Below are 11,810 nucleotides of genomic sequence, written 5' to 3'. Positions count from 1 at the left end.
CTACATTTGATAAGATAATCAGTGAAAAGTTTCCCCTAAATAGTCAAAAATAAGCTCTCTGAGTAACTGAAGTGTAGAAAAGGAAAATGGAAATGATTGAGAGTCAGGAGCAACTTAGAAATATCAATGTTAGGATGGATGAGCTTCTCTTTTTCCTAGCTTTTGTTCCTTATATAACTATCGGTATGCTGGCAACAACAATGTTCCCTATGCCTGGTTTCTTTCAGGCTATCGCAAAAGGCATTCTAGTGTTTGCCTGTGCCAGTATTTTTTATAAGAAAAAGTGGAGCCTCAAATTTTTAATCGTTGCTTTTTCTCTATCAATTGTCGGTATCTTGGTCTGGACAGCTACCAGTGATACTGGTGTCATTGCTTTAACTTTGTTGATACTAGGGGCTTATCGAATTGACGCTAGAAGGATTATTAAGATTTATCTCTTCATCATAGGAGTACTTTTAGCTCTGGCTTTTATCTGTTCCCTATTAGATATCATTCCTAACTTGCAATATATTCGTCCGGGTTCGGGTATTGTACGAAATTCATTTGGGATCATCTATCCAACTGACTTTGCAGCACATGTTTTTTATCTCTATCTCTTTTCATCCTATCTTTATTTTAAAAAGCATCCTATCAGTTTTTCAGTTCTGGGAGTTTTTGCGACTTGGTTTTTGATTAAATTCAGCGATGCTAGATTGGATGCGTTGACACTTTTTGGAGTTCTGGTTCTCTTTTTGGGAATTCAGTTGGCTGGTGACAAGCTACTCAGTCTTTTTCGAAAGATTGCTCCTTTGGCTCCGCTAGTAGCTGTCGGTCTATCTTACTATCTATCCAGCCACTATGATGGAGCTGTATCTGAGTATGCAAAATTGAATAATTTGTTATCAGGACGTTTAAGTCTAGGGAAACAGGCTTTGGAGCTTTATGGTCATACCAAGTTTGGGCAGGTTATCGAATTTCTTGGAAATGGTGGTTCGATAGAATCGGTGAGGCACTATAACTTTGTTGATAGTTCTTATCTCAAGATTGGTTTTCTTTTTGGGATCATCTTCTTAGTAATCTTTGTCTTATTGATGACCATGCAGGCAGTCGAATTTGCTAGGCAGAAGAACCACACAGCTCTAGCAGTCATTATCCTGATTGCAATCAATAGTATGATTGCCCATCATTTAATTGAACCTTTTTATAATGTTTTTGCTATTTTGATTTTGGCAGATTTTCCTGTAAAGAAATCACTGCCTTCTGAAGAAAGTCAACTTCTAACGGAGAAATGACTATGACTAGAAAAATAAGTGTAATCGTACCTGTCTATAATGTTGAGGACTATTTGGAGCGTTGCTTGGATTCTTTGGTCAGTCAAACCCATACCAATCTCGAAATTATCATCGTCAATGATGGCACTAAGGATAACTCGGTAGCGATTGCTGAAAGGTATGCACAAGAAGACCCCCGTATTCAAATTATTCATCAGGATAATGCGGGTCTCAGTCAGGCTCGTAATACCGGTCTAAAATACGCTACCGGGGACTATGTGGCTTTTTTGGATTCTGATGATTGGCTCGAGAAGGATGCCTACGCTTATATGCTGGCTCTGCTCGAAGAAAAAGAAGCGGATATCTGTGTCGGCGGTATTCATCGAACAGCTGAGCAAAAATCTATAGCCCAGTCGAAAGAGGCCAGGGTAGAAGTTCTGACGCAAAAGCTTTATGCTAAGAAATATTTTAAAATTGCTAGTCAAACGATCGAGTATTATGTCTGGAATAAGCTTTATAAAAGGCAGGTTGTTGAAGGTATTCAATATCCTAAGGACTTTTATGCTGAAGATGTCCCCACAACCTTTCGCTATATTCTCAGGGCGCAAAAAATTGTTGTGACTGACAGGATTGTCTACCATTATTTCATCAACAACCATGGTCTGACTGCCCAGTTTTCTAAGAAGCATTTTGATGTTTTGAAGACTTGGGATATCGTGGTGGAAGAAGCGACTAAGTCAGCAGATACCGACTATATCAAATGGGCTAAACTCAATAGCCAGCGGGCAGATTTTGCCTTGCTGACAGAGATCTCCTTATCCCCTAACTTTAAAATTTTGAAAAAGGAATTTTCAGACCAGATAGAGATTCTCTCCCATCAGTTAAAGAATAATCGCAAGGATTTGCTCGCTGCTCAGTTGCCCTTGAGCCGTAAAATTTTAATAAGCTTATATGCTAGTAATTATCTTTTCTTTGCGGATCTTGTTAATCGATTGATAAAAATGAAACGGATGCTAAAGAAATGACCAAACATGCTTATTTAGTGATAGCCCACAGCCATTTCGATCAGTTGGCTTTTCTGGTCTCGCTTTTAGACAATGCAGACAATGATATTTTTATCCATATCGATGCCAAGGCTTCCTTTAGCCAAGCCGATGAGCAAGAGTTGAGAACTGCCTGTCAGCAATCGAACCTTATCATCACTGAACGTCAAGCTATTTATTGGGGTGGCTTTTCTCAGGTCAAAGCAGAATTACTCTTATTTAAGGCAGCACACAACTATGGTCATTATGATTTTTATCATCTGCTGTCAGGAGTAGATCTGCCTCTGGCCAGTCAAGCAGAGATTCATCACTTTTTTGATGAGCATAAAGGAGAAATATTTATGAGCCGAATGACCTTGGACGGTGATCCTGAAAACATCAACCGGCAGAAATATTATCACTTTTTTCAAAAATTTACACCAAGAACTCTTCCAGGGATTATTGGTAAAGCTCTCTTTAAAATCTATCGTTTATCGGAAATTAGTATTCAAAAACTAATGAGAGTCAATCTGCTTAAAAAGCATGATTTAACACCCATGAAAGCCAGTAATTGGGTCAGTCTGCCTGAAGATGTGGTAATTACCTTATTGGAAGAAGAAGACTGGATTGTGAGAACCTTTGGCAAGACTTTTCTTTCAGATGAAGTTTTTTTGCCAATCTTTCTGGATAAGTTTGGCTTCAATGATCGGGTTTTTGATAACACTATCAACCACAATGAGGGTAAGGAATTTCAAGGGAATTTACGCTTTGTGAATTGGTGGGATGGCAATCCCTATGTTTGGACAGATAGCGATGAAGACAAGCGTAAACTAGAAAAAATTAAGCAAGAGGGCTATCTTTTCACGCGTAAATTTGATTTAGCGACCTATCCAAAATGCCAGAACATCATCAAAGAAGTGATTAAAAAATGAGGAATTAGCAAGGAAATTATTTATGTATAAAATATTGATGGTTGGTATGTCACCGGTATTGGCTGGGACTGAAACCTTCATAATGAATTACTATAAGCATTTGAATCCTAAAAAATTTCAGATTGATTTTATCAAGCGAACTAAAGACCCTATCATCTTTGAAGCTGAAATCGTTAAAAGAGGTTCTAAGGTTTACTATCTTCCCCGTAAAGGTAAGACCGTTTATACCTATCAAGTCTATAAAAGGGCTCTTACTACCTTTTTTGAAGAGCATGCTAAGGATTATGATGCTGTCTGGTATAATGCTATGGGGATTCCTAACATTGATTTGCTGACTTATGCTAAAAAATATGGCATTAAGGAACGCATCATTCATAGCCATAGTTCTCAGTGGAAGGGGGACCCTCTTAAACTGGCTTTTCATACCCTCAATAAAAAACGCATCAAAAAGGTTGCAACCCAATTTTTTGCTTGTTCTGATTTAGCGGCCCAATACTTATATAATGGTCATTCTTTAGAAAAGGCTCATATCATTCAAAATGCTATTGAAATTGAGAATTTTACTTTTTCTCAAAGCGATCGCGATCGCTTGCGTCAAGAATTGAATTGGCAGAATAATAAGATCATCGGTAATGTTGGTCGTTTGGATGTTCAAAAGAATCAAGCCTTTCTTATCGATATTTTTAATGAAGCTTTGCAATCGGATGACTCTCTGCGTTTGGTTATCATTGGTCAAGCTTCTGGTAACAACAGCACAGAAGGTTTAATCAATAAGAAAATTAAAGAGTATGGACTGGAAGACAAGGTTCTTTTAGCCGGGAGTCAGTCTGATATGAAAAGTTGGTTGAGTGCCCTAGACCTCTTTGTTTTGCCTTCTCTATTTGAGGGGCTTCCCTTATCAGCTGTTGAAGCGCAAGCTAATGGTTTACCAGTACTAGTCAGCGATGCCATTACTAGGGAATTAAAAATTTTAGATAGCATCCGTTATCTTTCGCTGGATGAGAATCTATCAGCTTGGGCTCAGGCCATGCTTGATATGCTAAAACTTAAGCGCACTGAGACAGACCACGTTACCGCTCTTTTTGAGGAAAAAGGATTTGATATCGACCGTCAGGCCCAAGATATTGAGTCTTTACTGTTAGGAGAAGAAGTTGAATAAATACCAAATTGTTGAATCCTATGGCAATCATAGACACGCCGGCAGCAAAGCAACCAATGACTGCGCTGATATTTTGGCAGAATTAGGCTTTAAAGAGCTTAAAATTTCAAAATCGAACGAGCAGTATGATTTTATTTCTAAAGTAAAAAGACAGCTTTCTTATGTCAAAGAATGGTCCAATCTTTACTCACAAGTTGAAGAAAATTCAATCTTAGTATTGCAACACCCTTTTCGCAGGAACCAATCTAACCGTTTCGCCACTCTCAAAAAATTGAAAGAGCGTAAGCATGTAAAACTTATCTCTCTGGTACATGATGTTGAGCTAATCAGAGATATTTTCCCAGATAAATTTTATCGCAAAGAACTGGAACAAATGTTGGCTCTGTCCTATAAAATTATCGTGCATAATGCTAAAATGAAACAGTGGTTTATTGATTACGGAGTAGCTGCTGACCGGCTTATTTCTTTAGAAATTTTTGATTATCTGAATCAAGAACCTCTGGATAAACCTATCCGTTTTTCAAATCATGTTCAGATTGCCGGTAACTTAAAAGTTGATAAAAGTCCCTATGCCTATCACTTGCAAGACTTGCCTGACTTAAACTTTGATTTATTCGGTATTTTTTATGAACCGCAGCAAATCCCTGACAATGTACACTATCACGGTTCTTTTTCTGCAGATGAGGTGCCTAGCTTACTAGAATCGGGTTTCGGCTTGGTCTGGGACGGGGATCGTTTGGATACTTGCTCAGGACCAACTGGAAATTACTTGAGATATAATAATCCTCACAAACTATCGCTCTATCTGTCTTCAGGAATACCTGTTATCGTATGGGAAGAGTCCGCCGAAGCAGAATTTGTGAAAAATCACCAGCTAGGGCTTGTTGTTACTTCACTTTATGACCTTCCTAAAGAACTGGCTAAAATCAGTGAGGAAGACTATCAAGTTTATATAGATAATGTTAAGAAGGTGATGAAAAAACTGCAAGAGGGTCACTATCTCAAACAAGCAATCGCACAAGCAATAAAGGATATATAAACAATGAGCAGAGCAGTAGAAGATAAAATTGATGTTGTTGTCACCTATGTTGATGGTAATGATCCAGTCTGGCTTAAAGAGAAGTCACAGTATGATGGCAGCGATGGGAATTATCAGGAAAGCGACACAGAACAAAGATACCGCAGTATCCCTTATTTTAATTATTGGTTTCGGGCGATAGAAAACTATGCTCCTTGGGTCAATAAGGTCTTTTTTGTCACCTATGGTCATCTGCCCAGCTGGTTAGATACGAGCCATCCCAAACTGCGGATTGTAAAACACGAGGACTATATACCAGCAGACTATCTACCAACCTATAATTCCAACGTGATTGAACTCAATCTACATAGGATTCCAGATTTGAGTGAACACTTCATCCTCTTTAGTGATGATGTCTTTTTAAATGCTCCCGTTTCACTGGAAGATTTCTTTGTCGGGGGAAGGGTTAAGGACTATGGTATTTATGCCCCCTTGATTCCAAGAGAAGAATTTAATCATATTGAATTAAATAATACCATGGTTATCAATAAGCATTTTACTAAAAAAATGACTTTTAAAAAGGACCCCTTTAAATTTTTGAATCTGCGCTATAAAAAATATATCATGAATAATCTATTTGCTGCCTTCTATAGAGGAATTATGGGCTATAAGAATTTTCATGTTACCCTACCCCATCTGAAGTCGACTTTTGAAGAGGTCTGGAACAAAGAAGGGAAGTTGTTAGACAAAGTTTGCCAAAATCGCTTCAGAGGACTCAATGATGTCAATCACTTTTTAATGAGTCATTGGAATATCGAAGCCAATCGTTTTGTCCCTCAAAGAGTCAATTTTGGACAATACTTTCCCTTACATGAGACCAATAAGGTGCTCAAACATTTGAAAAACTCACCCTACAAGGTGCTCTGTATCAATGATGAGGCTAATAACTATGACTTTGCATCTGGTTTTGCAAAATTAGAAGCAGCTTTCGCTGCAAAACTGCCTAATAAAAGTAGCTACGAAAGGTAAATAAAGAAACAGTGGAAGCTAAGCGTATTCAATGGATTGATTTTGGTAAGGGACTGACGATTTTTCTCGTTTTCCTAGGCCACGTTATTCTGGGGCTATTTGATTCTCAGCAGTTTATATCTCTTAATAGAAGTCTACTAACTATCGTTGAGCTACTCTATATTTTCCATATTCCAGTCTTTTTTGCCCTGTCGGGTTATTTTTTCAAACCACTGACCAATTTGAAAGAATTTTGGAGCTTTGCTAAAAAGAAGACCGTTTTGTTAGGGATTCCTTATCTTTTCTATTCTGTTATCCAAGTTGTCTTGCAGCAGATTGGTGGCAGTGCGGTTCGTGATCCAGCTGAATTAGGGGATTTGCTAACCATCTATAAGATGCCTCTGGGGGTCTCTTGGTACCTCTATGTTTTATGGGCTATTTATCTCAGTTTAGGTCTGTTGTCGGTTTTTATCAGGGATAAAAAGGGGTTATTTACCTTGACGGCCATTGGTTTTGTTATTGCCCTACTCTTTCCTATTCACATTTATCTGGTGCAAAAATTGCTCTTGTGGTCTTTTATCTTTATCTTAGGTAGTTTTCTGCGAGAATTTATTAAGGAATCTCCTAATTGGCGAGGAGCTAGCTACATGATTCTTTTTTATGGTGTACTTGTTGTCTTGTTTATGTTGCGCTGGCGAAAATTAGAATTTATCGGCTACACTAGCTATGATACACCGGATGTCTGGGGGCTTATTTTTCCATTTAGTGTTTTGTTTGCATTTACAGTCTATCCCTTGCTAGCTAAAATATCATTTGCCTCTTATTTCATTGCTAAAGGCAAAGACAGCCTAGCCATCTATCTTTTGCATGCTCCTATTGTCAGTATACTGAGGATTGCTCTGATAGCAGTAGGGGTTCATTCGCTCTGGCTACATCTATCAATTGGTATTGTTTTTGGCTGGCTGCTAGTCAATGCAACTGTCTGGATTTTTAAAAAAGTACCCTTGCTATCATTTTTCCTTTATCCTCAAAAGATATTGAAACTTGGGGTGAAAAGATGACGTTAGGTTGAACTGTCTTATTGAATTGGTTAGCTTTTCTATGATTAAACTCGATAATCCCTCCCGTATATAACTAAGAAAACTTTAAATTTCGGCCCTGCGACAGAGACTTTTTTTAGTGTTTCTGGTCGCATTTTTGCCATTTTTAAGCTAAAATACTAAGAGGAATGAAGGAAAAAGTTAAAATGATAAAAAAAATTGGAGTTGGCAAAGCCCATAGTAAAATCATTCTCATCGGTGAGCACTCAGTGGTTTATGGCTATTCTGCCATAGCCCTACCCTTAAAGGATATCGAGGTGGTCTGTCGTGTTGAAAAGGCCGATCTTCCTACAGAGGTTGATATCGCTGATCCTCTATCGACAGCTGTTTTTGCTGCTCTGGAGTATTTAGAGCGACCTGATGAAAATTTGACAATCACTATTGAGTCCTCGGTTCCTGAAAAGCGGGGAATGGGCTCGTCGGCAGCAGTAGCCATCGCAGCTATTCGTGCGGTTTTTGATTACTATGATAGCCCGCTCTCTCTTTCAGTGCTGGAAATGTTAGCCAATCAGGCAGAAATCATCGCCCATGAAAACCCTAGTGGTCTTGATGCCAAGACCTGTCTCAGCGATCAGGCTATTAAATTTATCCGCAATCTAGGATTTTCAGAAATTACCATTGATTTAGAGGCTTGCTTGGTCATTGCCGATACTGGCATTCATGGTCATACGCGCCAAGCTGTCCAGAAGGTTCGCCAGCAGGAGGAAAAGGCCCTGCCCTATCTGCACCATTTGGGTGATTTGACTAATGTAATCGAAGTTGGTATTCTGGCTAAGGACTTGGTCGTTATTGGCACGTCTATGACCCAGGCGCATCAGGAATTAGATAAATTGGGTGTGTCTAGTCCACAAGCAAATCATCTGGTCAATGTCGCCCTTAAGAACGGTGCCTTAGGCGCTAAGATGAGCGGTGGTGGTCTAGGGGGGTGTATCATTGCTCTCTGTCACAATCAAAAAGAAGCGCAAAGTATTGCTCAAAGACTAGAAAAAGAAGGAGCGGTTAATACGTGGATAGAAAATCTGTAAGTGTTAAATCTTATGCCAATATCGCTATTGTCAAGTATTGGGGAAAGGCAGATGCCCAAAAGATGATTCCGGCAACCAGCAGTATTTCGCTGACCTTGGAAAATGTGTTTACTCGAACCAAGCTTTCGCTTTTACCCGAAACAGCTAAAGCTGATGAATTTTATATTGATGGCGTTTTGCAGAGTGAAGCAGAGCATCAAAAGATTTCAAAAATTATTGATTTTTTCCGCAGGGACAAAGAAGTTTTTGTCTGTGTTGATACAGCTAATAATATGCCGACAGCAGCTGGATTATCCTCTAGCTCCAGCGGACTATCAGCCCTGGTCAAGGCCTGCAATCAGCTCTTTGATTTTGGCCTCGATCAGTCAGAGCTGGCTCAATATGCTAAATTTGCTTCGGGTTCATCAGCCCGTTCTTTCTTTGGTCCTCTCTCGGCTTGGGATAAGGACACTGGTGAAATCTATCAGGTGAAGACTGATTTGGATCTGGCTATGATTATGCTAGTGCTAAATGATCAACCTAAACCTATTTCGAGTCGTGAAGGTATGAAGCGCTCCGCAGAGACCTCAACTAATTTTCCAGACTGGGTAGATCAGTCGGAAAAGGACTATAAGCAGATGTTAGGCTATTTAGCTGATAATGACTTTGAAAAGGTCGGTCAGTTGACTGAAAGCAATGCTCTTTTTATGCATTCTACAACTGAGGCTGCCAATCCGCCTTTTTCTTATTTGACAGAAGAATCCTATGCGGCTATGGCTTTTGTTAAAGCCTTGAGAAGCCAAGGGCACGACTGCTATTTTACCATGGATGCTGGTCCTAATGTTAAGGTGCTTTGCCGTCAGGAAGATTTGGAGGAATTGGTCCCTATTTTTCAAGAGCATTATCGCATTATCGTTTCTAAAACAAAGGATCCTGCTCATGACTGAATTTCGAGTACAGACTGGAGGTAAGCTTTATTTGGCTGGTGAGTATGCGGTGCTGACACCGGGGCAATCAGCCCTTATTAAGAATATTCCTATTTATATGACAGCCACTATTCAATCAGCGGCAAGCTATCACCTCTATTCGGATATGTTTGATTATGGTGTTGGCCTAGACTTTGATAAAAATTATGCCTTGATCCAGACTACTGTTGAGGTTGTTAATGATTATCTTTCTCATCTGGGACTTGAGCCCCACCCCTTTTCGCTTAAAATCACTGGCAAATTGGAAAAAGATGGTAAAAAAATTGGCATCGGATCCAGTGGTAGTGTCACGGTTCTAGTCGTCAAAGCTATGGCAGCCCTCTATGGACAAACTTGGCCGGCAGATTTACTCTTTAAATTATCAGCCTATAGCTTACTTAAAACTGGTGATAATGGGTCTATGGGGGATCTGGCTTGCATTGTCTACGATGATTTGGTTCTCTTCACCTCTTTTGACCGTCGGCGTATCCGTGACTGGATGGAACAGCAGCCCTTACAAGAAGTTTTGGCTAGGGACTGGAGTTATGAAATTAAAACTATTAAACCAGCTGTCGTTTGTGATTTTCTGGTTGGATGGACCGGTCAACCGGCTATCTCTAAAGATATGATTAATCAAGTAAAATCGACTATTACCGCTGACTTTCTCAAGCAAACACAAGCTGTTGTCTTGGACTTGGCACAAGGATTGGAAGTTGGCAATCAAAAGCAGATACTTATCAGTTTGACTCAGGCAGGAGATTTGCTCAAGGAGCTTCATCCGGCCATTTATACATCAGATTTATTAAACTTAACAGCAGCAGCTCAAGGTTTAGAAGTAGCGGCTAAATCATCAGGTTCTGGTGGTGGTGACTGTGGTATTGCTCTCTCCTTTAATCACGAACATTCTCAAACACTAATAGAAAGGTGGCGGGCAGCAGGTATTGAACTCTTGTCCAGCCAAATGCTATAATGTCGAATCGTAAAGATGAGCATATCAAACATGCTCTGGCTTATAATCCCCCTTATAACAGTTTTGATGAGGTGGAGTTAATGCACTCTTCCCTGCCTAAGTATGATTTGTCTGAAATTGATCTCAGAACAAATTTTGCCGGGCAAGACTGGGATTTCCCTTTTTATATCAATGCTATGACAGGTGGATCAGATAAGGGAAAGGCAATCAATCAGATATTAGCTCAGGTTGCCCAAGCTTGTGGTCTGCTTTTTGTGGCTGGCTCTTACAGCGCAGCGCTGAAGGATAAGTCTGATGATTCCTATAAGGTTAGAGAGTGGGCTCCGCAAGTTCTTCTAGGGAGCAATATCGGTTTGGATAAACCAGTATCTTTAGGCCTTCGGACTGTTGAAGAGACGCACCCCTTGCTTTTACAGGTTCATATCAACTTGATGCAGGAACTCTTGATGCCGGAAGGTGAGAGGGAATTTCGAAGCTGGCGTCAGAACCTGGCTGATTATGCAGCGGAAATACCAGTGCCGCTGATTCTTAAAGAGGTTGGTTTCGGGATGGATCGCAAAACAATTGAATATGCTTTAGAACTGGGCATTAAGACCTTTGATATTTCGGGCCGTGGCGGGACAAGTTTTGCCTATATCGAAAATCAACGCGGAAGAGATCGCACTTATCTGAATGAGTGGGGTCAGTCTACTGCCCAAGCTCTCTTGAACGCTCAAACCTTTAGCGGGTGTGCAGAAATCTTGGCGAGTGGGGGCATTCGACATCCGCTTGATATAATCAAGGCTCTTGTTTTAGGAGCGAAAGCTGCAGGGCTCTCCTCTACTATTTTGAAACTAGTTGAAGGCTATCCTCTTGATGAAGTTATTACTATTGTTAATGGTTGGAAGGATGATCTCCGCATCATTATGTGTGCTCTTAACAGTCGAACGATTGCGGATTTAAAAAATGTTGACTATATCCTCTATGGCAGGCTGCGGGAGGCTAATGAACAATTTTCAGATTAAATACTTGATTAGTTATTACAAAATACTAGAATTTAGAAAAGGAGGGATGTAATGATTGAAATGACTTATAAAGACGCCTACAATATTGAGCGTAAACAAATCTTTGAAAATCCTAATGACTTCATCCAGCTTTTAACCGGTTGTTTAACCATACCAGATTATTATCCAATTACTAGTTTGACCTATAAGGGTAAAGAACTTGGTTTTCAAGGAAGCATAGGCGATCTTTTTAAAAACTATTTAGATTTTGAATGGTCATCAATTGGCGATTAAAAGACATGCAAAAAGAAAGCGGGATTTTATCCCGCTCAGACTGAAGACAAAGCTCTTGGAATTGCATTTCTAAGAGCTTTTTGCTCTGTTTAGGAGTATACTAAA

At 39.7% G+C, this 11,810-nt stretch carries 12 protein-coding genes; all 12 read left to right on the top strand.

Annotated elements, in window-relative coordinates; genetic code table 11:
- The first annotated feature begins 86 nt into the window (after positions 1-86).
- Positions 87-1,271, top strand: a complete 1,185-nt coding sequence (locus ACFOSE_RS04545) for a hypothetical protein (RefSeq protein ID WP_380431089.1) — start codon at positions 87-89, stop codon at positions 1,269-1,271.
- A 2-nt stretch (positions 1,272-1,273) separates the two neighbouring features.
- The gene (locus tag ACFOSE_RS04540) at positions 1,274-2,275 is read left to right on the top strand and encodes a glycosyltransferase (protein WP_380431086.1); all 1,002 of its coding nucleotides are present in this window, start codon (positions 1,274-1,276) and stop codon (positions 2,273-2,275) included.
- On the top strand, positions 2,272-3,204 hold the full coding sequence (locus ACFOSE_RS04535; protein WP_380431083.1) for a beta-1,6-N-acetylglucosaminyltransferase: 933 nt from the start codon (positions 2,272-2,274) through the stop codon (positions 3,202-3,204). Before ACFOSE_RS04540 ends, ACFOSE_RS04535 begins: the two co-directional genes overlap by 4 nt.
- A 22-nt stretch (positions 3,205-3,226) precedes the next feature.
- Positions 3,227-4,363 carry a glycosyltransferase family 1 protein gene (locus ACFOSE_RS04530; protein WP_380431080.1) on the top strand — a complete coding sequence of 379 codons (1,137 nt, stop codon included), beginning with the start codon at positions 3,227-3,229 and terminating at the stop codon, positions 4,361-4,363.
- A complete protein-coding gene (locus ACFOSE_RS04525; protein WP_380431077.1) occupies positions 4,356-5,402 on the top strand; it encodes a glycosyl transferase in 1,047 nt (348 codons plus the stop codon). The genes ACFOSE_RS04530 and ACFOSE_RS04525 overlap by 8 nt, the downstream gene beginning before the upstream one ends.
- Before the next feature lie 3 nt (positions 5,403-5,405).
- The gene (locus tag ACFOSE_RS04520) at positions 5,406-6,410 is read left to right on the top strand and encodes a stealth family protein (protein ID WP_380431074.1); all 1,005 of its coding nucleotides are present in this window, start codon (positions 5,406-5,408) and stop codon (positions 6,408-6,410) included.
- 11 nt (positions 6,411-6,421) lie between these two features.
- Positions 6,422-7,450 carry an acyltransferase family protein gene (locus ACFOSE_RS04515; RefSeq protein ID WP_380431071.1) on the top strand — a complete coding sequence of 343 codons (1,029 nt, stop codon included), beginning with the start codon at positions 6,422-6,424 and terminating at the stop codon, positions 7,448-7,450.
- Positions 7,451-7,635: 185 nt separating this feature from the next.
- A complete protein-coding gene (mvk, locus tag ACFOSE_RS04510; protein WP_380431069.1) occupies positions 7,636-8,514 on the top strand; it encodes a mevalonate kinase in 879 nt (292 codons plus the stop codon).
- Positions 8,496-9,440, top strand: a complete 945-nt coding sequence (gene mvaD / locus ACFOSE_RS04505; RefSeq protein ID WP_380431066.1) for a diphosphomevalonate decarboxylase — start codon at positions 8,496-8,498, stop codon at positions 9,438-9,440. Before mvk ends, mvaD begins: the two co-directional genes overlap by 19 nt.
- On the top strand, positions 9,433-10,428 hold the full coding sequence (locus ACFOSE_RS04500) for a phosphomevalonate kinase (RefSeq protein ID WP_380431065.1): 996 nt from the start codon (positions 9,433-9,435) through the stop codon (positions 10,426-10,428). Before mvaD ends, ACFOSE_RS04500 begins: the two co-directional genes overlap by 8 nt.
- Positions 10,428-11,432, top strand: a complete 1,005-nt coding sequence (fni, locus tag ACFOSE_RS04495) for a type 2 isopentenyl-diphosphate Delta-isomerase (protein ID WP_380431062.1) — start codon at positions 10,428-10,430, stop codon at positions 11,430-11,432. Before ACFOSE_RS04500 ends, fni begins: the two co-directional genes overlap by 1 nt.
- A gap of 51 nt (positions 11,433-11,483) precedes the next feature.
- Positions 11,484-11,705 (top strand): DUF4649 family protein, encoded by a 222-nt coding sequence (locus tag ACFOSE_RS04490; protein WP_380431059.1) that lies wholly within the window; start codon positions 11,484-11,486, stop codon positions 11,703-11,705.
- The last annotated feature ends 105 nt before the right edge of the window (positions 11,706-11,810 follow it).

Origin of the sequence: Streptococcus dentapri (assembly GCF_042649885.1) — a bacterium.
GTDB lineage: Bacteria > Bacillota > Bacilli > Lactobacillales > Streptococcaceae > Streptococcus > Streptococcus dentapri.
Note: the sequence above shows the minus strand (reverse complement) of the source record. Positions and strands in the feature narration are given on the sequence as shown.

Coding starts and splice junctions, on each gene's coding strand:
- ACFOSE_RS04545 (WP_380431089.1), top strand. CDS start 87: ATGGAAATGATTGAGAGTCAGGAGCAACTTAGAAATATCAATGTTAGG.
- ACFOSE_RS04540 (WP_380431086.1), top strand. CDS start 1,274: ATGACTAGAAAAATAAGTGTAATCGTACCTGTCTATAATGTTGAGGAC.
- ACFOSE_RS04535 (WP_380431083.1), top strand. CDS start 2,272: ATGACCAAACATGCTTATTTAGTGATAGCCCACAGCCATTTCGATCAG.
- ACFOSE_RS04530 (WP_380431080.1), top strand. CDS start 3,227: ATGTATAAAATATTGATGGTTGGTATGTCACCGGTATTGGCTGGGACT.
- ACFOSE_RS04520 (WP_380431074.1), top strand. CDS start 5,406: ATGAGCAGAGCAGTAGAAGATAAAATTGATGTTGTTGTCACCTATGTT.
- mvk (WP_380431069.1), top strand. CDS start 7,636: ATGATAAAAAAAATTGGAGTTGGCAAAGCCCATAGTAAAATCATTCTC.
- ACFOSE_RS04500 (WP_380431065.1), top strand. CDS start 9,433: ATGACTGAATTTCGAGTACAGACTGGAGGTAAGCTTTATTTGGCTGGT.
- fni (WP_380431062.1), top strand. CDS start 10,428: ATGTCGAATCGTAAAGATGAGCATATCAAACATGCTCTGGCTTATAAT.
- ACFOSE_RS04490 (WP_380431059.1), top strand. CDS start 11,484: ATGATTGAAATGACTTATAAAGACGCCTACAATATTGAGCGTAAACAA.